This window comes from Streptomyces sp. iso_384, assembly GCF_056172905.1.
The window spans coordinates 5,696,441-5,721,555 of sequence record NZ_JBWBTT010000001.1 but is presented as its reverse complement, the minus strand read 5'-3'; the positions used below and the strand labels follow the sequence as shown (position 1 = coordinate 5,721,555).

Sequence of the window (25,115 nt, the reverse complement as noted above, 5' to 3'; positions counted from 1 at the left end):
CCCGCACGGCCGCAGCACAAGGCGGTACGGTAGGGCGTGAAGGATGCGGCTACGCGGTCCGAGGAGGGAGCCACCGATGATTCTGCTCCGTCGCCTGCTGGGTGACGTGCTGCGTCGGCAGCGCCAGCGCCAAGGCCGTACTCTGCGCGAAGTCTCCTCGTCCGCCCGGGTCTCGCTCGGTTATCTCTCCGAGGTGGAGCGGGGGCAGAAGGAGGCATCCTCCGAGCTGCTCTCCGCGATTTGCGACGCGCTTGACGTACGGATGTCCGAGCTCATGCGTGAAGTGAGCGATGAGCTCTCGCTCGCTGAGCTGGCCGAGTCGGCAGCTGCCAGTGATCCGGTCCCAGTACCGGTTCGTCCCATGCTCAATTCGGTCTCCGTCTCTTCGGTCGCAGGTGTGCCGTCGGGACGGGTGACCATCAAGGCGCCCGCGGAAGCGGTGGACGTCGTCGCCGCCTGATCCACGCGGCACCAGTGCTCGACCGGAGTCCCGGTCGGCCCCTGACGGGGGCCGGCCGGGATTTCTGCGTTCTGTGTGTGAGGCGGAGGTCAGTGGGCACACGGAGGACAAGGCCCGCATGACCGTTTTGGTTCAAATGTGCCATCGTGGGTTGATGCACCGAGACGGTCAGTGAAAGCTGACGGATGGGAGTAGCGCACATGTCTGTGGTCAAGAGCACGTTGTCCGAGGGCGATCTCAAGGTCGTGGGAACAGCGCTGCAAGGCGCTCTGGTCGACCTCGTCGACCTCTCCCTGGTGGCCAAGCAGGTCCATTGGAACGTGGTCGGTCCGCGCTTCCGCTCCGTACACCTTCAGCTCGACGACGTCGTCGTCACGGCCCGGCAGCACTCCGACACGGTCGCCGAGCGCGCCTCGGCGGTCGGGGTCAACCCGGACGGGCGCTCCGGCACGGTCGCCAAGGAGACCGCCATCGCGTCCGTGCCCGAGGGCTGGATCAAGGACACCGACGCCGTGCGGATCCTGGTGGACGCGCTGGGCGTGGTCATCGGCCGGATGCGGGAGCGCATCGAGGCGACCGACGAGCCGGACCCGATCACCCAGGACCTGTTGATCGGGCTGACGGCAGAGCTTGAGAAGCACGCGTGGATGTTCCAGGCGGAAAGCGCCTGACCGGCGTCTGAGCGAACCCGCGTGACCGAGTGATCCGAGTGAACGAGCGAGAGGGAGCGACATCGTGAGTGGTGACAGCGCCATGGACAAGCTCAAGGGCAAGGGCAAGGAAGCGGTCGGCAAGCTGACCGGCGACCACCGCAAGGAGGCCGAGGGCAAGACCGATCAGGCGAAGGGCCGGGCCAAGGACGCGGTGGACGAGGCCGGCGACCGCGCGAAGGGCATCAAGGACTCGCTCGGCGACGACGACAAGTAGTCCTTGGGCCCTGCTGTCCTGCGGACGCGTACCAGGGCTTGCGTGGCATCGGAGTGCCCCCGCCGGGATCGGCGGGGGCACTCCTGTCTGGGTGGCCCTTCGGCCGGACGTTCTGGATGCACCGCCGCCGCAGCCAGGGGAAACTGCCGGAAAGGACGTCGGCCGCAGGAGGCAGCGATGAAACGGCGTTGGGTGCCGGCGCTGGTCCTCGGCGGGCTGTGGTGGTGGGCGGTGCTCCGGCTGGCGCTGCAACCGGAGCAGGCGGGGCTGGTGGAGGGGGCGGTGGCGGCGGGAGGCTGGGGGCTGAGCCTGTTGCCGGTCCATGTCGCGTCGGTGGGCTCGGTGGGCTCGGTGGGGTCGGTGACGCCCGTCGGGCCGGTGGGGCCGGTGGGGCCGCCAGGGGTGGCGGGTCTGTCGGGGCTGCCGGGTTCGGTGGGGCCGGCGAGGGTGTCGGGTCCGGTGGGGTGGGTTCGGTGGTGGGGGCGGTCTTTCGGGCTGTTCACCAGGGCATGGCGACGCCGCCGTTCGGGCGGAGGATCTGGCCGGTCATGAAGGCCGAGGCGTCCGAGGCCAGGTGCAGCACGGTGTGGGCGACGTCGTCGGGTTCGCCGACCCGGCCCAGCGGAGAGATCCGGGCCATCGTCGCCTCCGTGCGGTGCTGACCCTCGGCATCGCGCCGGTCGGTCATCGGCGTACGGATCCAGCCTGGCGCGACGGCGTTCACCCGTATGGCGTGGGGCCCCAGCTCGGTGGCGAGCGTCTTGGTGAGCTGTACCACGGCGGCCTTCGCGACGCTGTAGCAGAGGAGGCCCGCGCTCGCGGAGTCCACGGCTCCGGACGCCATCGTGATCAGCGAGCCGGGGGCGGAGCGGGCCGTCATGGAGCGGGCCACTTCCTGGCAGGCGTACAGCACGCCTTTGAAATTGACCGCCAGCACCCGGTCCAGGTCCTCGTCCGCCGTCCCCAGCACGCTGCTCGTGTGCATGATCCCGGCCACCGCGACCAGGATGTCGAGAGGCCCGGCGGCCTCTACGGCCGCCCTGACCTGGTCGCGGTCGGTGACGTCCAGGGGGTGTGTACGGGCGCTGCCGCCCGCGTCGGCGATCCGGTCGTACGTCCGGCGCAGGCCCGTCTCGTCACGGTCCGCGCAGTGCACCGTGGCTCCGGCCGCCGCCAGCAGCAGGGCGCTCGCCCGCCCGATACCGCTCGCCGCACCCGTGACGAACGCGGCGCGGCCCGTGAGGTCGTACGCGGAGAGGGGCATGACGGGACCGTACGACCGGATCTGACGGGGCGTCAACTAGGGCGTCGGGCCTGATTGGCAGCCGGGGCACCAGTAGGTGGGCCGGTCGTCCTGGTCGGCGAGGCGGATCGGGGCGCCGCAGCGCAGACAGGGGCGGCGGGCGCGCCCGTAGACGTACAGCCGCTCCTGTACGCGAACGGGTGGCCGGGTACGGCGGCGGAGGTCGGCGGCCGTGGTGGGGCTCGGGGCCGCGCCAAGGGCCGGGGCAGGCCTCGGGGCCGGTCCGGGGCTCGTGTTCGGTGCCGGCGGGGTACGGAGTTCGGAGGTGATGGTCGTGGTGCGGGTGGGGCGGTCGCGGTTGGCGTGCAGCAGGCGCTCGGCCAGGGTGACGAGCCGGGGGAGTACGCCGTCGGGGAGGGCGCCCACGGGGAGCCAGGGGGTGACGCGGGCCAGGAAGCACAGCTCGCATTTGTAGACGTTGCCGATGCCCGCCAGATTGCGCTGGTCCAGGAGCGCCTCGCCGAGAGGGCGCTCCGGCGCGGCGAGCAGGTGGTCCACGGCGAGGCCAGGGTCCCAGTCGGGGCCCAGCAGATCCGGGCCCAGGTGACCCACGGCCCGGCTCTCCTCGCTGGTGCGGAGCAGTTCCAGCACGGGGAGCCGATAGCCGACCGCGGTGTGCTCCGCGTTGGCGAGGATCGCGCGGATCTGGTGCCCCGGGCCGCCCCGCCAGCGCTCGTCCGGGGCGTACACCCGCCAGGAACCGTCCATCCGGAGGTGGCTGTGCAGCGTCAGGCCGCCCTCGATCCGGGTCAGCAGGTGCTTGCCGCGCGCGGTGACGTCCAGGACGGTGCGGCCGGTGAGGTCGGCGGTGGCGAAGCGGGGGACGCGCAGGTCCGACCGGGTCAGCACCTGCCCCGCCAGGGCCTCGTGCAGCCGGGCGGCGGTCTGCAGGACGGTGTCTCCTTCGGGCATGCCTCCATGATGGGTGCGTCGGGGCACCCGTGCGTGTGCCGGGGGCGCCCGTGCGTCGTCCCGTGTCCGCCGACGGGCCGGGGAACGCGTCCCCGGTGTCCGGCGGTGGGCCGGTGAGTGAGCCTCCGTGTCCGCCGGCGGGCAGGGGCGCGGTCAGGTGGCCCGGGTCAGGCGCGCAGACGCAGGCCTCTCGGGGTGGCGAGGAACCCGGCCGCCTCCAGCGTCCGGCCCAGCGGCGAGGTGAGGGAGGAGACGCCGTTCGTCCGCTCCACCGTCACCGTGCCCAGGGCGCCGGCCCGGGCCGAGGCTGCCAGCGCCTCGGCCGCCGCGCGCAGGGCGGGCGCCTCGGGGTCGGACGGCCAGGCCAGGAGGGTCTTGCCGCCGCGCTCCATGTAGAGCGTCAGCTCACCGTCGACCAGGACCACCAGCGCCCCCGCCTTGCGGCCCGGCTTGTGTCCCGCGCCGTCCGGGGACTCCGGCCACGGCAGGGCCGCGCCGTACGCGTTGGCCGGGTCGGCGGCGGCGAGCACCAAGGCCTGGGGCGCGGTGTCCGGATCCCGGCGGTCCCGTGCGGTGGACGCCGCCCGCAGCCGGTCCACCGCGCCGTCCATCGCGAACTGGGCGGCCCCCAGCCCTTCGACCACATAGCCGCGCCGCGCCTGCCCGTTGTCCTCGAAGGCGGCCAGCACGCGGTACGTCGCGGAGAAGCCGCCCTCCACCCCCTCGGCCTGCACCGCGCCCCGGGTCACCACACCGTGCCGGTCGAGGAGGGTGCGGGCCAGGGCGTGGGCGCGGTGGGTCCGTTCCGGTTCGACCGGGGGCAGCAGCGACCAGCGGCCCGAGACCGTCGGCGGGCCGGTGCGGGACGCGGGGCGGGCAGCCGCGGTGAGCGAGCCGTAGCGACCGCGCGGGACGCTGCGCCGGGAGCGGTGGGCGGTGGAGCCCGCCGTCCGCCCCGAGCCCAGCAGCGAACGCAGCGGGGCCAGGGTGTCGTTGGTCAGCCGCCCGGACCAGGCCAGGTCCCACAGGGCGTCGGCCAGCTGCTGGTCCGTGCAGTCCGGGTGGGTGGTGGCCCGGACCTGGTCGGCGATCTGGCGGAAGAAGAGGCCGTAACCGCCGGTGAGCGTGGTGAGCGCGGACTCGTGGAGTGCCGACAGCTCCAGCGGGTGCGGGGGAGGCAGGAGCAGCGGCGCGCTGTCGGCGAGGTAGAGGGAGACCCAGCCGTCCTTGCCGGGCAGCGCTCCCGCACCTGCCCAGACGACCTCGCCCGTGGTCGTCAGCTCGTCGAGCATCGCCGGGTGGTAGCCCGTGACGCGGCTCGGCAGGATCAGTTTCTCCAGCGCCGACGCGGGCACGGGCGCGCCCTGGAGCTGCTCGACGGCGCGGGCCAGCCCGTCGATGCCCCGCAGGTTGCCGGAGCCGAAGTGCTGCCACTGGGGGAGGAAGGAGGCGAGGGCCGCGGGCGGCACCGGCTCCAGCTCCTGGCGGAGCGCCGCCAGCGAACGGCGGCGGAGCCGGCGCAGCACCGTGGCGTCGCACCATTCCTGGCCGATGCCCGCCGGGTGGAATTCGCCCTGCACGGTCCTGCCGGAGGCCGAGAGGCGTTGCAGCGCGCCGTCGGTGACGGCGGTGCCGAGCCCGAAGCGCTCGGCGGCCCGGGCGGCGGTGAACGGGCCGTGCGTCCGTGCGTACCGGGCGAGGAGGTCGCCGAGCGGATCCTTCACCGGCTCGGTGAACGCCTCGGGAACGCCGACCGGAAGCGCGGTGCCCAGGGCGTCGCGCAGCCTGCCCGCGTCCTCGATCGCCGCCCAGTGGTCCGCGCCGGCGATGCGGACCTGGATCGCCCGGCGGGCCGTCGCCAGCTCCGGCGCCCAGGACGGCTCGGCCCCCCGCTCCGCCAGCTCGCCGTCGGTGAGCGGGCCGAGCACGCGCAGCAGATCGGCCACCCCCTCGACGTCCCTGATCCGCCGGTCCTCGGTGAGCCACTGCAGCTCCCGCTCCAGCTCGGTGAGGACCTCGGGGTCGAGCAGTTCGCGCAGCTCCGCCTGGCCCAGCAGCTCGGCCAGGAGATGGGAATCCAGGGAGAGGGCGGCGGCGCGCCGCTCGGCGAGCGGTGAGTCGCCCTCGTACAGGAACTGCGCCACGTAACCGAAGAGGAGCGAGCGGGCGAACGGTGAGGGCTCCTGGGTGGTCACCTCGACCAGCCGGACCCGGCGCGCCTCCAGGTCGCCCATCAGTTCCGTGAGCCCGGGGACGTCGAACACGTCCTGCAGGCATTCGCGGACGGCCTCCAGGACGATCGGGAACGAGCCGAACTCCGAGGCGACCTGGAGCAGCTGGGAGGCCCGCTGGCGCTGCTGCCAGAGCGGGGTGCGCTTGCCGGGGGAGCGGCGCGGCAGCAGCAGGGCGCGCGCGGCGCACTCCCGGAACCGGGCGGCGAACAGGGCCGAACCGCCCACCTGGTCGGTGACGATCTGCTGGACCTCGCCCTGGTCGAAGACGACGTCGGCGGCCGCCACCGGTGGCTGGTCGCTGTCGTACGCCACGGATCCCGGCGCCGGTCCGCCGTTCCCGGAGTCCGGGGCAGGCGGGGCGTCGAAGTCGAGCAGATCCAGGCCCATCATGTCCGCGTCGGGCAGCCGCAGCACGATGCCGTCGTCGGCGTGCATCACCTGGGCGTCCATGCCGTACCGCTCGCCGAGGCGGGCCGAGAGGGCGAGCGCCCACGGGGCGTGCACCTGGGCGCCGAAGGGGGAGTGCACGACCACCCGCCAGTCGCCCAGCTCGTCCCGGAACCGCTCGACCAGGATCGTCCGGTCGTCCGGCACATGGCCGCAGGCCCGGCGCTGCTCGTCCAGATAGGCCAGGATATTGTCCGCGGCCCAGGCGTCGAGTCCGGCGGCGAGCAGGCGCAGCCGCGCATCCTCGTCGGACAGGCCGCCGATCTCGCGGAGGAAGGCCCCCAACGCGCGGCCGAGCTCCAGCGGGCGGCCCAGCTGGTCGCCCTTCCAGAACGGCAGCCGCCCCGGAACGCCCGGGGCCGGTGAGACCAGGACCCGGTCCCGGGTGATGTCCTCGATCCGCCAGGACGTGGTGCCCAGGGTGAAGACGTCGCCGACGCGGGATTCGTAGACCATCTCCTCGTCCAGCTCGCCGACCCGGCCGCCGCCCTTCTTCGGGTCGGCCCCGGCCAGGAAGACCCCGAAGAGCCCCCGGTCGGGGATGGTGCCGCCCGAGGTGACGGCGAGCCGCTGCGCCCCGGGGCGGCCCGTGACCGTACCCGCCACCCGGTCCCACACCACCCGGGGGCGCAGCTCCGCGAAGGCGTCGGAGGGATAGCGTCCGGCGAGCATGTCGAGCACGGCGGTGAACGCCGATTCCGGGAGCGAGGCGAACGGGGCGGCTCGCCGGACCAGGGCCAGCAGGTCATCGGCCTGCCAGCTGTCCAGGGCCACCATGGCGACCAGCTGCTGGGCCAGCACGTCCAGCGGATTGGACGGGATGCGCAGCGCCTCGATGGCCCCCTCGCGCATCCGCTCGGTGACGACGGCGGCCTGCACCAGATCGCCGCGGTACTTCGGGAAGACCACCCCGGTGGAGACCGCGCCCACCTGGTGCCCGGCCCGCCCCACCCGCTGGAGGCCGGAGGCGACGGAGGGCGGGGACTCCACCTGGATCACCAGGTCGACCGCGCCCATGTCGATGCCGAGCTCCAGGCTGGAGGTGGCGACCACGGCGGGCAGCCGGCCCGCCTTGAGGTCCTCCTCGACCTGGGCCCGCTGCTCCTTGGAGACCGAGCCGTGGTGGGCGCGGGCCAGCAGGGCGGGGGCGCCCCTGCCGGCGCCGGACTGGGCCATGATCTCCGCCGGCGCATGGGCCTCCGGGAGCGCGGGGGCCGGGTTGTCGGGGTCGAACGCGGTGCCGGTGGCCCGTTCGTACACGATCTCGTTCAGCCGGTTGCACAGCCGCTCGGCCAGCCGCCGGGAGTTGGCGAAGACGATGGTGGAGCGGTGCGACTGGACGAGATCGGCGATGCGCTCCTCGACATGCGGCCAGATCGAGGGCTTGTCCGCCTGGCCGGAGTCGCCGTCGGTGGCGGGAGAGCCGCCCAGCTCGCCCAGATCCTCGACCGGGACGACGACCGACAGGTCGAACTCCTTGGTGGACCGGGGCTGGACGATCTCCACCTTGCGCTGCGGCGACAGGAAACGGGCCACCTCGTCGACCGGCCGGACCGTCGCGGACAGGCCGATGCGCCGGGCGGGGCGGGCCAGCAGCTCGTCCAGACGCTCCAGGGAGAGAGCGAGATGGGCGCCGCGCTTCGTCCCGGCGACCGCGTGCACCTCGTCGAGGATCACCGTCTCGACGCCGGCCAGCGCGTCCCGGGCGGAGGACGTCAGCATCAGGAACAGCGACTCGGGCGTGGTGATCAGGATGTCCGGGGGTCTGGTCACCAGGGAGCGCCGCTCGGCGGGCGGGGTGTCCCCGGACCGGATGCCGACCCGCACCTCCGGCTCCGGCAGCCCCAGACGGACCGACTCCTGCCGGATGCCGGTCAGCGGCGAGCGGAGGTTGCGCTCGACGTCGACCGCGAGGGCCTTGAGCGGGGACACGTACAGCACGCGGCAGCGCTTCTTCGCCTCGGCGGGCGGCGGCCCGGCAGCCAGCCGGTCCAGCGAGGCGAGGAACGCGGCCAGCGTCTTCCCGGAACCGGTCGGCGCTACGACCAGGACATCGCTGCCCTCGCCGATGGCCCGCCAGGCGCCCTCCTGCGCCGCGGTGGGCGCGCTGAAGGCCCCGGTGAACCAACTGCGGGTCGCGGGCGAGAAGGCGTCGAGAGCGGAGCCGGTCATGTCCCCCATCGTGCACCCCGCCACTGACAACCGGCCGGAGCGACCTCCCGCGACCGCCCGTTCACGCCCCGGCGCACAGCCGGGACCTGCGAGAATGTCCCCATGACGGGAGCGGACGGCACGGCGGAATGGGCGCGGCACTGGCAGTACGCCGCCCTGCCCGACCTGGATCTGCTGCGCGCCCGGTACGTCCGCCACACCTTCCCCCGGCACAGCCACGAGGGCTACGTCTTCGGTGCGGTCACCGGCGGGGTGGAGGACGTGGGACTGCCGGGCGGCACCGTCCACGCGGTCCCCGGAACCGTCGTCATGATCAACCCGGAGGTGCCGCACACCGCCCGCTCCGGGGCGCCCGAGGGCTGGGTGTACGCCACGCTCTACCCGTCGGCCCAGGTCGTCAGCGACATCGCGGCCGAGGTGACGTCCCTGCGCGGCACGGTCGGCTTCGCCGAGAGCCGGGTGACCGATCCCCACGCGTCCCGGCTGATCACCGAGGTGCACCGGGCGGCGGAGGAGGGCAACGCACTGGCGGCCGACAGCCTGCTGCGGGTCCTGGTCACCCGGCTTCTCAGCCGGCACGGCAGCCCGTTGCCCGGCCTGACCACGCACGCCGGGAGCGCGCGGAACGCCGTACGCGCCCGTGCCGCGCTGGAGGAGCGCATGGCCGCCCCGCCCACGCTGGAGACGCTCGCCGCGGAGCTGGGCACCGGCCCGTTCGCGCTGCTGAGGGCCTTCAAGAAGGAGTACGGCATGCCGCCCCACACCTGGCTCACCGACGCCCGGGTGCGCAGGGCCCGCCGCATGCTCGACGCCGGTGTCGCCCCCGCCGAGGCCGCGACCGCCGTCGGCTTCACGGACCAGCCGCACCTCAATCGCCACTTCACCCGGATCGTGGGGGTGCCGCCCGGCGCCTACCAGCGCGAGCGCGGTGTGCTGCGGCCCGGTGGATGAGAACCCGATCGCCGGGTGGGTGAGAACCCGGTGGCGCCGGTGAGTGAGAAACCGGTGGCGCGGTGGGTGTGCAAGAACGTACAAGACCCGGCCCGAACGATCCCCGTAGCGTTCCGGGCGTGGCAGAACAGGCAGCACCCCCAGAGAGCACCGGCGCACCCGGTGCCATATCCGCCGGTCCGCCCGGCCCGGCGGCCGAGGTCCGACCGGACAAGCCGGACGCGGCGGTCGTCCGGGACGCGCTCGGAGTCGGCATCGCCGTCGGGCTCTCCGGTTTCGCCTTCGGCGTCACCTCCGCCGGCTCCGGCCTCAGCCTGCTCCAGACCTGCGTCCTGAGTCTGCTCGTCTTCACCGGCGCCTCGCAGTTCGCCCTGGTAGGCGCGCTGGCCGCGGGCGGCAACCCCTACACCGCGGCGGCCGGGGCGTTCTTCCTGGGCGTGCGGAACGCCTTCTACGGTCTGCGGCTCTCCCAACTGCTCGCCCTTCCCCGTGCGGTGCGCCCCTTCGCCGCCCACTGGGTCATCGACGAGACGACCGCGGTCACCCTGCCGCAGCCCACCCGGCGAGCCGCGCGCATCGGCTTCACGGTCACCGGGCTCACCCTGTACGTGCTCTGGAACCTCACGACCCTGGTGGGTGCTCTGGGCGCCGAGGCGCTGGGCGACACCGACGCGTGGGGCCTGGACGCGGCGAGTCCGGCGGTGTTCCTCGCACTGCTCGCGCCGATGCTCAAGAGCACCACCGAACGCGTCACGGCGGGCCTGGCGGTTCTGCTGGCCCTGACGCTCCTGCCCGTACTGCCGGCCGGTGTGCCCGTACTGCTGTCGGCGCTCGCGGCGCCGGTCGTCCTCTTCCTGATGGGACGTGCGAAGCGGGGACCGGGCACCGGGGACGAGGACGACGCGGTGACACAGCGGAAGAAGGGCGGGCGGCGCTCATGAACGTCTGGATCGCCATCGGACTGACCGTGGCGGGCTGCTACCTCGCCAAGCTCCTGGGCCTGCTGGTGCCCGCGGGCGTGCTGGAGCGACCGCTGGTCCAGCGGATGGCCGCTCTGCTGCCCGTGGCGCTGCTGGCGGCACTCACCGCGCAGCAGACCTTCGGCGACGGCCAGCAGCTCGTCCTCGACGCCCGTGCCGCGGGTCTCGCGGCGGCCGCGCTCGCCCTGGTCCTGCGCGCTCCGTTCCTGGTGGTCGTCGGTGCGGGCGTCCTGGTCACGGCGGTCGTACGCGCGCTGGCCTGAGCGAGTGGCCCCGTACCGCCCGGCCGCGCTTCCGTGGTGGTCAGCCGAGCGGGCGACCGTACGAACGGAGCGTCTCCAAGGCCCTGAGCGTCACCAGGGGACGTCCTTCCAGCGCGGTGCCCGGGGCCCACCGGCGCCAGTTCACGGGCCACCCGCCGTCGTCCTGCTGCTCGGCGGCCAGGTGGTCGAGCGAGCGCTCCAGCTCCTCGTCCGTGAACCAGCGGCGGGCCAGCGACCCGGGCGTACGGGCGTAGTCGTGCGGGAAGTGGTGCTCGCCCGGGGCGTAGCCCGTCGCCACCGGGTAATCCGCCGGCCGGGAGGGGTCGAGCACCGCGAGCCGCTGTTCGCGCACCAGGCGGCCGAGCCGGTCGGCCGCCGCCTCGGCGCGGGCCCGGTCCGGAGCGCCGTCCAGAAAGGCGATCGCGGCCTCGACCTCGTAAGGATGGGACTGTTCCAGCGCATCGACGGCGCTCCAGCAGAAGTCCGTCGCCCGGAACAGCCAGGCGTGCCACACCTGATTGGCGTGCAGCAGCCCGACGACCGGTCCGGTCGTGAGCAGCTCCGCCGGCGGATCGTCCACGATCGGGATGAACGGTGCTGCGGGATAGCCGCGCTGGGTGGGCAGCAGAGCGGGCAGTGCGCCTTCTTTGGTTGACACATCGGTCAGATAGCGACAGATCCGTTCCACGCGCTGTCCGTCGCAGCGGCCGATCGAGTCAAGAACGCTCAGTGCGTGGGCGGTGTGCAGCGGCTGGCTGACCGGACCCCGGAGGTCGGGTTCCAGCGCGTGACCGTAGCCGCCGTCCTCGTTCAGATAGGCGGAGAGGGCCGTCTCGACGGCGTCGGGGCCTGCGCCGAGGAAGCCATGGGCGAACCTCCGCTGTTCGAGGACGCGGGCCGTGAGCCAGATGAACTGCTCGGCGCGGGCGAGGGTGTTTGCTCCGGTTCCAGCCATGGACCGACCGTAGAGGGGAAAGGCGCCTGGCATGTGCCGGGCGGGTCGGCTGCACTCTCAGGAGCGGGATACTGGTGGCATGCGGTTGACGATTTTCTGGGAGCGGATGGCCGACCACTTCGGTGCGGCGTACGCGGACTCCTTCGCCCGTGACCACGTGATGGCCGAACTCGGCGGCCGCACGGTGCACCAGGCCCTGGACGCGGGCTGGGACGCCAAGGACGTCTGGCGCGGGGTCTGCGCGGCCATGGACGTCCCGGCGGACAGGCGCTGAACAGGAGAGGTCGACTCGGGGCGGGGGGACCGGTGGCCGGAGGCATGGGCCAGACTTGTCGCGTGCCATCGACAGACGAGACCGTCCCGGTCCAGCCGTCCGCATCCCCGCCCACCCCGCCGGCCGCGCCACCCGCGCCGCCGTCCGGTGCCGGCGGGGTCCGTATGCCCGGCTGGCTGCCGCGTGCGATGGTGCTGGCCCTGGCGCTCTACGCCTGCTTCCAGCTCAGCAGCTGGGCGTTCGACCAGCTCATCGGGCTGCTGACGAACGTGCTGATCGCGTTCTTCCTCGCGCTCGCCATCGAGCCCGCGGTCGGTCGGATGGCGCATCGTGGCATACGCCGAGGGCTGGCCACGTTCCTCGTCTTCCTCTGCCTGATGATCTTCGGTGTCGGGTTCGTGGTGCTGCTGGGGTCGATGCTCGCGGGCCAGATCGTCGACATGGTCGACGAGTTCCCCAAGTACATCGACTCGGTGATCAACTGGGTCAATCAGACCTTCCGCACCGAACTCTCGCGGGTCGAGGTCCAGGACAGCCTGCTGCACTCCGACTGGTTGCAGAAGTACGTCCAGAACAGCGCCACCGGAGTGCTCGACGTCTCCACCACGGTCATCGGCGGGCTGTTCCGGCTGCTGACGATCTTCCTGTTCTCGTTCTACTTCGCGGCCGACGGCCCCCGGCTCCGCCGCGCGCTGTGCTCCGTCCTGCCGCCGGCCCGGCAGACCGAGGTGCTGCGCGCCTGGGAGATCGCGGTCGACAAGACGGGCGGGTACATCTACTCGCGCGGTCTGATGGCATTGATCTCCGGCGTCGCGCACTACATCCTGCTGGTGATCCTCGGCGTGCCGTACGCCCCGGCGCTCGCGGTCTGGGTCGGACTCGTCTCGCAGTTCATCCCCACCATCGGCACGTATCTCGCGGGCGCTCTGCCCATGCTGATCGCCTTCACGGTCGACCCCTGGTACGCGGTGTGGGTGCTCGGGTTCGTGGTGATCTACCAACAGTTCGAGAACTACGTGCTCCAGCCCAAGCTGACCGCGAAGACCGTCGACATCCACCCCGCGGTCGCCTTCGGGTCGGTCATCGCCGGCACGGCCCTGCTCGGTGCGGTCGGCGCGCTGGTCGCCATCCCCGCCGTCGCCACGCTCCAGGCGTTCCTCGGCGCCTATGTGAAGCGGTACGACGTCACCGACGACCCACGGGTGCACGGCGGAAGCAGCCGCGCTCCCCGCAGGCCGTTGCCGTCACGGGTACGCCGTCTGCTGAACGGCCGCGGGGGAGCGGAGGACGGGCCGCGCCGGCGGTAGCCGGTCACAGGGGGCCGCCTCAGCGGTAGCCCGTCACGTCGGGCCGCCTCAGCGGTAGCCCGTCACGTCGGGCCGCCTCAGCGGTAGCCCGTCACGTCGGCCGGCAGGCCCGGGTCCTGGACCTCGGTCAGATACCGCCAGGCGTCGGGCCGGTCCCCGTCCACATCGGTGAAGCCGTACACCTGGGCGAGCTGTCCGCTGGAGAGCGACCTGCCGTTCCAGCGGGCCACGTCGGGATCGCCGGCGAGGGCGGCCACGGCGCGGCCGACGTACGCGGGGGACTCGGAGATCGCGAAGTGGGGCGCGTGCGCCACGGCGTCGCGCCAGGTGGCCTCGGTCACCCCGTGGGCCTGGAGCATGGCCTCGGACCGGAGCCAGCCGGGGGTGAGCGCCACGGCCGTCGCGCGGTGCGGTGCGAGTTCATGGCCGAGGGCGAAGGCCATCCGGTTCACCGCGGCCTTGGCCAGGTCGTAGAAGAACGAGACGCGGTAGTGGGACGCGTTGTACTCGTCCGTCCCGTCGGTCATCTCGACGACCAGGCCGCCCGGAGTCTCGATCAGCAGCGGCAGCGCGAAGTGACTGGTGATGGCATGGGTGTCGACGGCCAGCCGCAGGGTGTGCAGCCCGGTGTCGAGCGACGACTCCCACACCGGCCTGTTCCACTCGATCTCGGCGCCCCAGATGTCGTTCACCAGGATGTGCAGGGCCCCCTGCTCGCTCGCGATCCGGGCCACGAGCGCCCTGACCCGGTCGGGCACCAGATGGTCGACCTGGACGGCGATACCCCGTCCGCCCGCCGCGTCGACCAGGGCCGCGGTCTCCTCGATCGTCTCGGGCCGGTCCATCTCGGAGCGCTCGGACCCGCTCGTACGGCCGGTCACGTACACGGTCGCACCGGCGGCGCCGAGCTGGACGGCGATCCCGCGACCCGCCCCGCGGGTACCTCCGGCGACGAGCGCCACACGGCCCGCCAGGTCGGATGCGGGGGCCTGCCCTCCGTGGGGTGTTCCGGGTTCCGCGGTCGCTCCCATAACGATCGAATATAGGGCGATACGTTCCGGTGCGCAGGCGCTGCCGAGAGGGCGGGAGACGCTCCGGCTGCTCCAGTACCGTGCATGCGCATGACCGACACCGAGACCGAGAACAGGACCGAGTCCGGAGCCGAGATCACCGCAGAGCTGGTTCGGGACCTGTTGCGGGAGCAGCATCCGGACCTCGCGGGGCTGGCCGTCCGCGAAGTGGCGGGCGGCTGGGACAACCAGCAGTGGCGGGTCGGGGACGAGCTGGCCGTACGGATGCCGCGTACCGAACGCGCCCCCGATCTGCAGCGCAAGGAGCGGCGATGGCTGCCCGTCCTGGCCCCGCGCCTGCCTCTCCCGGTCCCGAACCCCGTGCGGACCGGTGAACCGTCCGCGCTCTTCCCGAAGCCCTGGACCGTCATGACGTGGGTCCCCGGAGAGCCCCTGGACCACACCTCCATCAGCAGTGGCGACCACGCGGCCGAGGCCTTGGCGGGCTTCCTCCGGGCGCTCCACGTGGAGGCGCCCGCCGGGGCGCCGATCGGCTCGGACCGCGGTGCCCACCCCAGCGGATGCACGGACGGCTTCGGCGATCTCTTCGAGGCCGTTGCCCCCGGCGGCGACATCGCCGATGCGATCCGGGCCGTCTGGGCCGATGCCGTCGCAGCCCCTGCGTGGGAGGGGCCGCCGGTATGGGTGCACGGTGACCTGCACCCGGCGAATGTCGTCGTCTCGGACGGGACGCTCTCCGGTGTGATCGACTTCGGCGACATGTTCGCCGGTGATCCGGCATGGGATCTGGCGGCCGCATGGGTGATCCTTCCGGCGGGCGCCGCATCGCGGTTCTTCGACGCCTACGCGCGTGCGGACGAGGGGACGATCCGGCGCGCCCGCGGACTGGCCGTTCTGAAAGGGCTGGTCCTCATGCTCGTGGGCCGGAACGGGGACCAGGGCCTTCCCGGCGGCAAGCCCACATGGGGGCCTGCGGGCCGGGCGGCCCTCGACCGTGTCCTGGAAAGCGCTCGGTAGTGCGCGTGGGGTCGGCGTGGTGCGCTTGACACCAAAATCGAACATCCATTCTGATGGGATTCCGGCCGGGTTTTCCCGGGCCCGACCGTGGAGTTGTCCACAGGCCGGGAGGACGTCGAGGCCCATTGTCAGTGGCAGGGGTTAGCGTCTGTGACGTGAAGCGATCGACTCAAGCAAATCGGGTGGAACCCATGGCAGGCAACGACCGCGAGAAGGCGCTGGACGCCGCACTCGCACAGATTGAACGACAGTTCGGCAAGGGCGCGGTGATGCGCCTGGGCGAGCGGCCCAACGAGCCCATCGAGGTCATTCCCACGGGATCGACCGCCCTCGACGTCGCCCTCGGCGTCGGCGGTCTCCCGCGCGGCCGTGTCGTGGAGGTGTACGGACCGGAGTCCTCCGGTAAGACGACGCTGACGCTGCACGCCGTGGCGAACGCGCAGAGGCTCGGCGGCTCGGTGGCGTTCATCGACGCCGAGCACGCGCTGGACCCGGAGTACGCGAAGAAGCTCGGCGTCGACATCGACAACCTCATCCTGTCCCAGCCGGACAACGGTGAGCAGGCGCTGGAGATCGTCGACATGCTGGTGCGCTCCGGCGCCCTGGACCTGATCGTCATCGACTCCGTGGCGGCCCTGGTGCCCCGTGCGGAGATCGAGGGCGAGATGGGTGACTCGCACGTGGGTCTGCAGGCCCGTCTGATGAGCCAGGCGCTCCGCAAGATCACCAGCGCGCTCAACCAGTCCAAGACCACCGCGATCTTCATCAACCAGCTGCGCGAGAAGATCGGCGTGATGTTCGGTTCCCCGGAGACCACCACCGGTGGCCGGGCGCTGAAGTTCTACGCCTCGGTGCGTCTGGACATCCGGCGTATCGAGACGCTGAAGGACGGGACCGACGCGGTCGGCAACCGCACCCGCGTCAAGGTCGTCAAGAACAAGGTCGCGCCGCCGTTCAAGCAGGCGGAGTTCGACATCCTCTACGGCCAGGGCATCAGCCGCGAGGGCGGACTGATCGACATGGGTGTGGAGCACGGCTTCGTCCGCAAGGCCGGCGCCTGGTACACGTACGAGGGCGACCAGCTCGGCCAGGGCAAGGAGAACGCCCGCAACTTCCTCAAGGACAACCCCGACCTCGCCAACGAGATCGAGAAGAAGATCCTGGAGAAGCTGGGTGTCGGCGTCCGTCCGGACGCCGAGACGGGCGAGCCCGCCGCGGACGCCGCCGCGACCGCGGCACCCGCGGCCGACGGGGCGGCGAAGCCGGCGACCACCGCGGCCGCCAAGGCCAAGCCGGCCAAGACCGCGGCGGCCAAGAGCTAGGCCGTGACACGTCGTACGGAGTGGCCGGGCAGCCCTGCCGAGCCCGGTGGCGACCTCGAATCCGGTTACGGTCACACCGACGCGTCCGCCGCCGCGCGGGGGGCGGCAGCGGACGACGTCGGGGCGCGGTCCGGGCGCCGCTCACGTGGAGCGGGCGCCGGGAGCGGATTCGGCGAAGGGGCGGGCCGCCGTGCCCGCTCCGGCAGCAGAAGCAGCGGCTCCCCTTCCTCGTCGAGGGCCGAGAAGGGGGAGCCGCGAGACCCGGTCGAGCAGGCGCGCAACATCTGTCTGAGACTGCTCACCGGGACACCGCGTACGCGCAAGCAGCTCGCGGACGCCCTGCGCAAGCGGGAGATCCCGGACGAGGCGGCCGAGGAAGTGCTCGCGCGCTTCGAGGACGTCGGGCTGATCGACGACGCGGCGTTCGCCGGGGCATGGGTGGAGTCCCGGCACCACGGCCGGGGGCTCGCGCGGCGTGCCCTCGTTCGTGAGCTGCGGACGAAGGGCGTGGACTCCGCCGTGATCGACGAGGCGGTCGGGCAGCTCGACGCGGATCAGGAGGAGGAGACGGCCCGCGAGCTCGTGGCCCGCAAGCTCCGCTCCACGCGGGGCCTGGACCGTGACAAGCGGCTGCGCCGTCTGGCGGGGATGCTCGCACGCAAGGGGTACGGGGAGGGCATGGCCCTGCGGGTGGTGCGACAGGCGCTGGAGGAGGAGGGCGAGGACACGGAGGGCCTGGACGAGCCCTTCTGAGGTCTGGACGCGCCTTTCGAGGAGAGCGGGGGACAGGATCCGTCGGTTCGAGGACAGCGGGGGAGAGTCCGTCGGTACGGGGCGAGCGGGGCAGGATCCGTCGGCCGGTCAGTGCCCGGCCGAGGCCGCGCGGCGGGCGGCCCCGTCGACGAGAGCCAGCGCGTCCGCCGCGGTGCGGCCCGGCACGCGGTTCCAGGGGCCGATCAGCCCGGGCCAGCCCTGCGCGCGCAGCTCCGTGATCAGCCAGGCGCCGGCCCGGTCCACGGTGTCGCGGGAGCCGTAGCCGAGGCGGTGCGCCGAGATCAGGGCGCCGCAGACGCAGCGTGCGCCACGGGCGTTCCGCAGCCGGTACGGGGTGTTCTGCCAGCCCCACTCGGCGAGGATCTGCCGTGCGTAGCCGAGCTGGGTCGAGGGGCGCAGGTCCCCCTGCCCGACCCGTCGCCAGAGGTGGATGCGGTCGGGCAGCATCGCACCCAGCCGCCCGGGCAGCGGGCGCTCGTCCGGAGGCGGGGCGGGCAGCGTCCGCAGCGTGTCGTCGACGAGCCGGTCCACGGGCACGGACAGCAGGCTCCGCCAGTCGAAGGGGCCCGCGGGCGAAGGTTCCGCCGGACTCGCGGGGGTGAGCGCGGGCTCGGGGGCGGTGTACTCCCACCCCGTGACGATCTGCTGCCACGCCTGGGTGTCGTGCAGCCGGGAGGCCTGGTCGTCGAGCAGTTCCGGGGTGAGGACAGCGATCGCCATGAGTGCGTCATCTCCGTACATTTCGGACCTCTGTGTGAGGCGAATGTCGGTCACGCACGGCGATCGCTCCAGTGGAACGTGGCGTTCGGGTGTGCGACACCCGGGGCCCGACACCCGAACTCAGGTGTCAGGCCCCAGATGTCAGGTCCCAGGCGTCAGACGGAGGTGACCGGGAGTCCCGCGGCCCGCCACGCCTGGAAGCCGCCGATCAGGTCGGTGGCCCGGTGCAGACCCAGCTGCCGCAGCGAGGCGACCGCGAGGCTGGAGGCGTACCCCTCGTTGCAGATGACGACGATCCGGAGGTCGTGGCCGACCGCCTCGGCGGCGCGGTGGCTGCCCTGGGGGTCGAGCCGCCACTCCAGCTCGTTGCGTTCGACGACCAGCGCGCCCGGGACCAGTCCGTCCCGGTCGCGGAGGGCCGCGTACCGGATGTCCACCAGCAGTGCCCCGGCCTCCGCCGCCGCGGCTGCCTCGGACGGGCCGATCCGGTCGTAGCCGGCCCGGACCCGCTCCAGCAGCTCGTCGATGCCCACCGGCGCAGTGCCCACTGGCGCAGTGCCCACTGGCGCAGTGCCCACCGGCGCAGTGCCCACCGGCGTCGAGGCGTCCTTCAGCGCCCCGGTCCGGTCCGCGCTCACTGCCAGTCCTCCGGGCGCTCGGTCTGCTCCAGGCGGAGCACCGCACCGGTGCGGCTGAACCGGCGGATCCGCGGCAGCGGCGGGTAGTAGGCGTGGACGGAGACCGCGTGGGTGTCGGTGGACTCGTTGAGGACCTCGTGGACGTGGTTCTGACCGAACGCCCGGCCCTGACCGGTCGCCAGCACCCTCGACCGGTCCACCCCCTCCGTCAGCTCCAGCGTCTTCCAGCCGTCGGTGGGCAGCCGCACGGCCAGCGAGTGTTCCTTGAGGGCGCCGGACGCGGTGGTGAACGCGCCGAACGAGTCGGCGTGATCGTGCCAGCCCGTGCCGGTGCCCGGCGGCCAGCCGATCAGCCACGCCTCGCTGCCGCCCGGTCCGTCGAGCCGGATCCAGGTGCGGCCCTCCGGATCGAGTGGGAGCGAGGCGATGAGGGTCTCGTCCCGGGCGGCGTCGCGGACGAAGTCCGTCAGCTCCGCGACCGTCGGCGCGGCAGTGGAGGACCCGGCAGGGGAGGACCCGGCAGGAGAGGACCCGGCGAGGGAGGACGCAGCGGCGGCCACGGGGGCGGAAGGGGAAGGAACGGAGACAGCCGTGGGCACGGCGGAGTGAGGGGAAGACACGAGGACCGTCCTGAGAGTTCGCAAGGGATCCCGGCCGTGCGGAAAGCGGCACGGACCGGCAGCGGAAAGCGATTCAGCAGGACGGGCGACACACGCAGCCTGCGTAACGGACGAGGTCCATATGGACCCTCCGCCACAGGCGCACATCGGTGTCGGTCATGATCCGGAGTACACCATGCGCGCCTGTGCCGGTCAATCGGTCAGGTGATCGCTGCGGTCCCGTCGGCGTGCACCCGTGCCCGTGCCCGGGGCGGCCGCTCGTGGTCCGTGTCCCGTCCGCCCTCGCCGCCCTCGCCGCCCTCGCCTTCCTCCGGTTCCGCGGGCTCCCGCGCGCCGTGTGGCGCACCGCCCAGCGCGGCCCGTGCCGCGGTGTACAGCTCCGCGGGCCGTACGCCGCCGAAGGCCGCCACCAGATGTCCGTCGGGCCTGACCAGCAGAACGGTATGGGCCGATGCCCCCGGATAGCTCTCGGTGACCAGCAGCTCCGTAGGCCCCGGGAGTGCCGCGACGGCGTCCGTGAGGCGGGGCATGACGCCGGCCGTCCGCCAGTGCCGCCGGTCCCAGACGCCGGTCCCCGGTGCGACCAGGATCACCAGCGGTCTGCCCTGCCCGAGCCGCTCCCGCAGCCGCGCCGTCGTTCCGTCCGGCGCCGTCACCGTCACATCGGTGACCGGCGCACCGGGGGGCGTACCGACAACGGTGTGCGCCTCGGCGTGCGGAGGCGCAAGAGGGGAGTGCGAGTACGAAGGAGGCGCACCGAGGGCCCCACAGCCCAGATGGCCGTCGGAGAGCAGGGTGTCGTGACCGCGCGCGGCGCCCGGGACCAGGGTCCGCAGGCCGCCTCCGCCGCGCAGTATCGGCAGCGACTGGTCGGCGGCGCGCAGCCGGGCGGCCACCGCGGCCCGGCGCTCCGCCTGGTAGCTGTCGAGCAGCTGCTCCGCCGGTCCGTGGTGCCAGGCGTGGGCCAGCTTCCAGGCCAGGTTCTCGGCGTCCCGGAGCCCCTCGTCAAGACCCTGCGTGCCCAGCGCGCCCAGCAGATGTGCCGCGTCCCCGGCGAGGAACGCCCGCTGCCTGCGCCAGCGCCGGGCGAGCCGGTGGTGGAGCGTGTGGACGCCGGTGTCCAGCAGTTCGTACGCCGGGGTCTCGCCGCACCAGCCGGCCAGCGTGTCCCGGATGCGGGTGACCAGGGCTTCGGGGGTGACCAGTTCGCCGCGCGGCGGCAGCAGCCAGTCCAGCCGCCAGACGCCGTCCGGCAGCGGCCGGGCGGAGATCTCGGCACCCCCGGTCCGCCAGGGAGGCTGCCGGTGCAGAACAGCCTCGTCGGGCCAGGGCAGTTCGGCCCGGAGCGCGGCGACGGCATGCCGCTCCACCGCCGTACGACCGGGGAACCGGATGTCCAGCAGCTTGCGCACGGTCGACCGGGCGCCGTCGCAGCCGACCAGATAACTCCCGCGCCACCAGGTCGATCCCGGCTCCCGGGTGTGCACCGTGATGCCGTCGGGGTCCTGCTCCAGCGTGTCGATCCGGCTCATCGGCACCAGCCGGACCAGCGGCGCCTTGTCCACCGCCGCACGCAGCGCGCCGCTCAGCGCGTGCTGCGGAACATGGAGCGGCGCGGGAAGGAGCCCGGGGAGCGGCTCCTCGGCCTCCTCGTGCCCGCGGCCCCCGTTCAGCGGCACGTTCCGGACCAGCTGCTTCCGGCGCATCGAACGCCATCCGGCCCAGCGCAGCCCGACGCGGTCCAGCTCCCGGCAGCCCAGGCGGCTCACCAGGTCGGCGGTGTCCTCGCGCAGCACGACCGTGCGGGCGGGACGGGGCTCCTCCGTGCCGGGCCCCTCGTCGAGGACGACGGAGGGGACGCCCTGGGCGGCGAGGGCCAGCGACAGCGTCAGGCCGACGGGCCCGGCGCCGACGACGATCACCGGGTCCACGGCGCGTACCCTCCGGCCCGTACGGTCATGCGGAACGTGGCATAGGAAGCCGGGTGCGTGATCACAGAACGTATGCAACCCACTGGTGGTGCTTGCGTCAAGTGACCGAGGCAGCGACGCGTGCGCCGCTGCCTCGAATGCTCCTGCCCGGAGGGGCCGGCGGGGCCCCGGGGTGGTCAGCCCTTCGTCACTCCGGCCCCACCGGCACCGCCGTCCGTCGGGCCTGCGCCCCCTGCGCCCCCGAGGTCCGGGCCGGGAACGGCGTCCACCGTGGGGATGCCGGCGGCCGGGTCGCCGGGCGCCACCTTGATGCCGGTCTTGGCGCGGCGGCCGCGCTTCTCGATCCAGGTCGCCAGCGCCGAGAGCAGCAGACACATCGCGATGTAGAGGGTGCCGATCACGACGATCGTGGAGACGTACGGGTACTGGCCGTTCACCTGGGTGTTGGAGGCGATCAGACGCGCGGTCTGGAGCAGCTCCGGGTACAGGATGATGAAGCCGAGCGAGGTGTCCTTGAGGGTCACCACGAGCTGACCGATGATCGTCGGCAGCATGGACCGGACGGCCTGCGGCATCAGGACGCTGACCATGACCTGCGTCTTGCTCATGCCGAGCGCGTACGCCGCCTCGCTCTGCCCCTTGGGCACCGAGTTGATGCCGGCCCGCAGCACCTCGGCCTGGACGCAGCCGTTGTAGACGGACAGGCCCGCCGCGAGCGCCCACATCGAGTAGTCGGTGAGGAAGCCGACCCAGATGGCGTAGATCGTGATCAGCAGCGGCAGCGAGCGGAACAGCTCGATGAAGGTGGTCGCCGCCCAGCGGATCGGCTTGTGGTCGGAGAGCCGGCCCACCACCAGGAGCACACCGAGGACCAGCGAGCCGATCGCGGCGAGACCGAACGCCTTGAGCGTGGCGATCAGGGCGTCGGCGATGTTCTGCCGGATGCCCGCGTAGTTGAAGATGTCCCACATCTCGGGGGCGAGGTGCCCCTTGTCGGCCAGCCGAAGGATGCTGACGACGATCAGCGCCGCGATGGCGAGGCTGCCGCCGACGGCGTAGATCCGGTTGCGGACGACGGCCTTGGGGCCCGGGGCGTCGTAAAGAACGCTGGCGCTCATCGGGCGACCTCCATGCGACGCTCCAGCAGCCGGAAGAGGCCGCTGATGGTAAAGGTGATGATCAGGTACCCGATGGCCACCCAGATGAAGACGGGGACGATGTCGTAGCCCTTGTCACTCATGAGCTTCTGCCAGCCGAACAGTTCGGCGTTGCTGAAGGCGCCGGCGATCGCGGAGTTCTTCGTCAGGGCGATGAAGATGCTGCTCAGCGGCGGGATCACCGTGCGCGTGGCCTGGGGGAGCACCACGATCTGCAGGGTCTGGGCGAACGTCATGCCGATCGAGCGCGCGGCCTCCGCCTGCCCCAGCGGCACGGTGTTGATACCGGAGCGGACCGCCTCGCAGACGAAGGACGAGGTGTAGAAGCCGAGGGCCAGGGAGCCGAGGACGAACGGGCTCATCCCCGGGAAGAGGATCTCCGGCACGACGAAGAAGAAGATCAGGAAGAGCAGCGTCAGCGGGGTGTTGCGCATCAGCGTGACCCACGCGGTGCCGAAGTACCGCAGCGGCGGCACCGGCGAGACGCGGAATCCGGCGACGACGACACCGAGAACCAGGGCGATAAGCGAGCTGACGGCGGTGATCGACACAGTTCCTATGAAGCCGTCGCGGAACGCTGGGAAATTGTCGAGCAGTACGTTCATGAGGTCTCCGCGTCGGCGGTCATCGGCATCGGGGCAGGGGAAGGAGCGCCCCGTACGACCGCCGCCCCAGGGGAGAGGGGTACGGCGGCGGAGTACGGGACGCCTGGGTCACTCGCGAGGCGCCGTGACGGGTGTCGGCGCTCGGGCACCGGGAGGTGCCGGGCGCCCGACAGTGCCGGGCGCCCGAGGGCGTCAGTAACGCTCGATGGCCGGCGGGGCGACGTAGTCCGAGCCGGACAGGCCGAGGGTGGCCTCGTAGATCTTCTTGTACGTGCCGTCCTTCACGCGGTCCTCCAGCGACTTGCTGATGGCCTCGCGGAGCACCTTGTCGTCCTTGTTCAGGCCGACGCCGTAGGGCTCGTCGGTGAACGGCTTGCCGACGACCTTGAGCTTGCCCTTGTTGGCGGCGGCGTAGCCCTTGAGGATCGAGTCGTCAGTGGTGACGGCGTCGACCTGCTTGGTCAGCAGCTGCTGCACGCAGTCGGAGTACTTGGCCAGCTCGACGACGCTCGCGCCGTACTCCGGCTTCTTGATCTCCTGCAGCGGCGTGGAGCCGACGATCGAGCAGACCTTCTTGCCCTTCACCGACTCCTTGCCGGTGATCGACGTCTCGTCCTTGCGTACCAGGAGGTCCGCGCCGGCCTTGTAGTACGGACCGGCGAAGCCGACCTGCTTCTTGCGCTCGTCGTTGATCGTGTAGGTGCCGACGTAGTAGTCGACCTGGCCCTTGGAGATGGCCGTCTCGCGGACACCGGAGTCGACGGTCTTCCACTCGATCTGCTTCTCCGAGAAGCCGAGGTCGGCGGCGACCATCTTGGCGATCTCGATGTCGAAGCCCGAGCGCTCCTTGGTCGACTGGTCCTCGAAGCCGAGGTACGGCTGGTCGGCCTTGGCGCCGATGACCACCTTGCCGCGCTCCTTGGCCTTCTTGAAGACCGGGGAGTCCAGGTCGACACCGGTGGCCGCGGTGTAGGTGGGGAGCGCGGGGGCGTCGGAGGAACCCGGCTTCGTGCCGCCCGGTTTGTCACCGGCGGAGCCCTCCTTGCCACCACACGCGGTGGCGGTCAGTGCGAGGACGGCGATGGCCGCGACGGCGGCGGACTTACGGAGCTTCATGTGAACAATCCTTAAGTTCGTAGGTCGTTGTCGTCAGTGGTGAAGGATCTTCGACAGGAAGTCCTTGGCCCGGTCGCTGCGCGGGTTGCTGAAGAACTGTTCGGGGGTCGCCTCTTCGACGATCTTCCCGTCGGCCATGAACACGACGCGGTTGGCGGCGGAACGGGCGAAGCCCATCTCATGGGTGACGACGATCATGGTCATCCCGTCCCGGGCCAGCTGCTGCATGACCTCGAGGACCTCGTTGATCATCTCCGGGTCGAGAGCCGACGTGGGCTCGTCGAAGAGCATGACCTTCGGGTCCATCGCCAACGCCCGTGCGATCGCGACGCGTTGCTGCTGGCCACCGGAGAGCTGCGCCGGGTACTTGTCGGCCTGTACGCCGACGCCCACCCGGTCGAGCAGCGTCCGGGCCTTCTCCTCCGCCGCCTTCTTGTCGGCCTTGCGGACCTTGACCTGGCCCAGCATGACGTTCTCCAGCACCGTCTTGTGTGCGAAGAGATTGAACGACTGGAAGACCATGCCCACGTCGGCGCGCAGCCTCGCCAGCTCCTTGCCCTCCTGGGGCAGGGGCTTGCCGTCGATCGAGATCGCTCCCGAATCGATCGTCTCCAAGCGATTGATCGTGCGGCACAGCGTGGACTTGCCGGACCCGGAAGGCCCGATGACGACCACGACCTCGCCACGGGCGATGGTCAGGTCGATGTCCTGGAGCACATGCAGCGCGCCGAAGTGCTTGTTGACGTTGCTCAGTACGACCAGGTCGTTCGCCGCGGGCGCGGCATCCTCGGCGTCCTTGGTCACTGAAACTCCGCTCATCGGCTTCTTGCTCCGTCCTCCTCGGTTGAAGAAGGACACTAATGACGCAGTGCGACCAACGTCATTACATCTGAGCGGAAATTGAGCATAACGATCCGGCGGCAACCGGACACTCCGCGTGAACAGGACGCCACGCGCCGCCCCGGGGCGTACCGGGTGCATAACGGAAACCCTGCTGTA

Annotated in this window: 25 protein-coding genes; 11 read left to right on the top strand and 14 right to left on the bottom strand. The window is 72.0% G+C overall.

Translation table 11 applies throughout. From position 1 onward, the window contains the following. Nucleotides 1–76 precede the first annotated feature (76 nt). From AC0VY3_RS25605 to AC0VY3_RS25595, 3 genes are all read left to right on the top strand, one after another. A complete protein-coding gene (locus AC0VY3_RS25605; protein ID WP_003965837.1) occupies nt 77–460 on the top strand; it encodes a helix-turn-helix domain-containing protein in 384 nt (127 codons plus the stop codon). Nucleotides 461–660: 200 nt separating this feature from the next. Beyond that, entirely contained in the window at nt 661–1,131 is a 471-nt protein-coding gene (locus AC0VY3_RS25600; protein ID WP_030594655.1) for a Dps family protein, read from the top strand. An 82-nt stretch (nt 1,132–1,213) separates the two neighbouring features. Further along, nucleotides 1,214–1,387 (top strand): CsbD family protein, encoded by a 174-nt coding sequence (locus AC0VY3_RS25595; protein WP_103509932.1) that lies wholly within the window; start codon nt 1,214–1,216, stop codon nt 1,385–1,387. A gap of 499 nt (nt 1,388–1,886) precedes the next feature. On the opposite strand, the gene AC0VY3_RS25590 is transcribed toward AC0VY3_RS25595, so the two are convergent. The 3 genes from AC0VY3_RS25590 to AC0VY3_RS25580 form a co-directional block, all read right to left on the bottom strand. After that, the gene (locus AC0VY3_RS25590; protein ID WP_475550693.1) at nt 1,887–2,651 is read right to left on the bottom strand and encodes an SDR family NAD(P)-dependent oxidoreductase; all 765 of its coding nucleotides are present in this window, start codon (nt 2,649–2,651) and stop codon (nt 1,887–1,889) included. 36 nt (nt 2,652–2,687) lie between these two features. Beyond that, nucleotides 2,688–3,602, bottom strand: a complete 915-nt coding sequence (locus AC0VY3_RS25585; RefSeq protein ID WP_475550692.1) for an Fpg/Nei family DNA glycosylase — start codon at nt 3,600–3,602, stop codon at nt 2,688–2,690. Nucleotides 3,603–3,769: 167 nt separating this feature from the next. Next, entirely contained in the window at nt 3,770–8,455 is a 4,686-nt protein-coding gene (locus AC0VY3_RS25580; RefSeq protein WP_475550691.1) for an Lhr family ATP-dependent helicase, read from the bottom strand. A gap of 102 nt (nt 8,456–8,557) precedes the next feature. On the opposite strand from AC0VY3_RS25580, the gene AC0VY3_RS25575 reads away from it, so the two are divergent. The 3 genes from AC0VY3_RS25575 (at nt 8,558) to AC0VY3_RS25565 (ending at nt 10,649) form a co-directional block, all read left to right on the top strand. Further along, on the top strand, nt 8,558–9,406 hold the full coding sequence (locus AC0VY3_RS25575; protein WP_103509927.1) for an AraC family transcriptional regulator: 849 nt from the start codon (nt 8,558–8,560) through the stop codon (nt 9,404–9,406). A gap of 119 nt (nt 9,407–9,525) precedes the next feature. After that, complete coding sequence (locus AC0VY3_RS25570) at nt 9,526–10,347, top strand: AzlC family ABC transporter permease (protein ID WP_103509926.1); 822 nt, start codon at nt 9,526–9,528, stop codon at nt 10,345–10,347. Continuing rightward, nucleotides 10,344–10,649 carry an AzlD domain-containing protein gene (locus AC0VY3_RS25565; RefSeq protein WP_030633392.1) on the top strand — a complete coding sequence of 102 codons (306 nt, stop codon included), beginning with the start codon at nt 10,344–10,346 and terminating at the stop codon, nt 10,647–10,649. Before AC0VY3_RS25570 ends, AC0VY3_RS25565 begins: the two co-directional genes overlap by 4 nt. 40 nt (nt 10,650–10,689) lie before the next feature. Here the strand turns inward: AC0VY3_RS25565 and AC0VY3_RS25560 are convergent, their stop codons facing one another. After that, on the bottom strand, nt 10,690–11,604 hold the full coding sequence (locus tag AC0VY3_RS25560) for a hypothetical protein (RefSeq protein ID WP_103509925.1): 915 nt from the start codon (nt 11,602–11,604) through the stop codon (nt 10,690–10,692). A 79-nt stretch (nt 11,605–11,683) separates the two neighbouring features. On the opposite strand from AC0VY3_RS25560, the gene AC0VY3_RS25555 reads away from it, so the two are divergent. After that, nucleotides 11,684–11,878, top strand: coding sequence for a DUF3046 domain-containing protein (locus tag AC0VY3_RS25555; protein ID WP_030080190.1), 195 nt, complete (start codon nt 11,684–11,686; stop codon nt 11,876–11,878). Between the two features lie 164 nt (nt 11,879–12,042). Then, on the top strand, nt 12,043–13,185 hold the full coding sequence (locus tag AC0VY3_RS25550) for an AI-2E family transporter (protein ID WP_103509924.1): 1,143 nt from the start codon (nt 12,043–12,045) through the stop codon (nt 13,183–13,185). A 77-nt stretch (nt 13,186–13,262) separates the two neighbouring features. Here the strand turns inward: AC0VY3_RS25550 and AC0VY3_RS25545 are convergent, their stop codons facing one another. After that, entirely contained in the window at nt 13,263–14,216 is a 954-nt protein-coding gene (locus AC0VY3_RS25545; RefSeq protein WP_258047219.1) for an SDR family oxidoreductase, read from the bottom strand. A 90-nt stretch (nt 14,217–14,306) separates the two neighbouring features. Between AC0VY3_RS25545 and AC0VY3_RS25540 the strand changes: the two genes are divergently transcribed. The 3 genes from AC0VY3_RS25540 to recX all read left to right on the top strand — a co-directional run bounded on the left by AC0VY3_RS25540 (nt 14,307) and on the right by recX (nt 17,308). After that, a complete protein-coding gene (locus tag AC0VY3_RS25540) occupies nt 14,307–15,233 on the top strand; it encodes an aminoglycoside phosphotransferase family protein (protein WP_103509940.1) in 927 nt (308 codons plus the stop codon). 191 nt (nt 15,234–15,424) lie between these two features. Then, nucleotides 15,425–16,555: a recombinase RecA gene (gene recA, locus AC0VY3_RS25535; RefSeq protein WP_103509923.1), complete on the top strand. Its 1,131-nt coding sequence runs from the start codon at nt 15,425–15,427 to the stop codon at nt 16,553–16,555. Nucleotides 16,556–16,558: 3 nt separating this feature from the next. Further along, nucleotides 16,559–17,308 (top strand): recombination regulator RecX, encoded by a 750-nt coding sequence (recX, locus tag AC0VY3_RS25530; protein WP_103509922.1) that lies wholly within the window; start codon nt 16,559–16,561, stop codon nt 17,306–17,308. Nucleotides 17,309–17,416: 108 nt separating this feature from the next. Here recX and AC0VY3_RS25525 read toward each other — a convergent pair whose 3' ends face one another. The 9 genes from AC0VY3_RS25525 to AC0VY3_RS25485 form a co-directional block, all read right to left on the bottom strand. Continuing rightward, nucleotides 17,417–18,049 carry a DUF6197 family protein gene (locus tag AC0VY3_RS25525; protein ID WP_103509921.1) on the bottom strand — a complete coding sequence of 211 codons (633 nt, stop codon included), beginning with the start codon at nt 18,047–18,049 and terminating at the stop codon, nt 17,417–17,419. 155 nt (nt 18,050–18,204) lie between these two features. After that, nucleotides 18,205–18,627: a rhodanese-like domain-containing protein gene (locus tag AC0VY3_RS25520; RefSeq protein ID WP_475551733.1), complete on the bottom strand. Its 423-nt coding sequence runs from the start codon at nt 18,625–18,627 to the stop codon at nt 18,205–18,207. Nucleotides 18,628–18,683: 56 nt separating this feature from the next. Beyond that, complete coding sequence (locus tag AC0VY3_RS25515; RefSeq protein WP_475550690.1) at nt 18,684–19,307, bottom strand: cupin domain-containing protein; 624 nt, start codon at nt 19,305–19,307, stop codon at nt 18,684–18,686. Between the two features lie 73 nt (nt 19,308–19,380). Beyond that, entirely contained in the window at nt 19,381–19,467 is an 87-nt protein-coding gene (locus AC0VY3_RS25510) for a putative leader peptide (RefSeq protein ID WP_311605579.1), read from the bottom strand. 40 nt (nt 19,468–19,507) lie between these two features. After that, nucleotides 19,508–21,238, bottom strand: coding sequence for an FAD-dependent monooxygenase (locus AC0VY3_RS25505; RefSeq protein WP_475550689.1), 1,731 nt, complete (start codon nt 21,236–21,238; stop codon nt 19,508–19,510). A gap of 176 nt (nt 21,239–21,414) precedes the next feature. Beyond that, entirely contained in the window at nt 21,415–22,356 is a 942-nt protein-coding gene (locus AC0VY3_RS25500) for an amino acid ABC transporter permease (protein ID WP_103509918.1), read from the bottom strand. Next, nucleotides 22,353–23,000, bottom strand: a complete 648-nt coding sequence (locus AC0VY3_RS25495) for an amino acid ABC transporter permease (RefSeq protein ID WP_006128036.1) — start codon at nt 22,998–23,000, stop codon at nt 22,353–22,355. Before AC0VY3_RS25495 ends, AC0VY3_RS25500 begins: the two co-directional genes overlap by 4 nt. Nucleotides 23,001–23,192: 192 nt before the next feature. Then, on the bottom strand, nt 23,193–24,116 hold the full coding sequence (locus AC0VY3_RS25490; protein ID WP_475550688.1) for a glutamate ABC transporter substrate-binding protein: 924 nt from the start codon (nt 24,114–24,116) through the stop codon (nt 23,193–23,195). A gap of 33 nt (nt 24,117–24,149) precedes the next feature. Continuing rightward, nucleotides 24,150–24,935 (bottom strand): amino acid ABC transporter ATP-binding protein, encoded by a 786-nt coding sequence (locus tag AC0VY3_RS25485; protein WP_030080163.1) that lies wholly within the window; start codon nt 24,933–24,935, stop codon nt 24,150–24,152. Nucleotides 24,936–25,115: the final 180 nt, after the last annotated feature.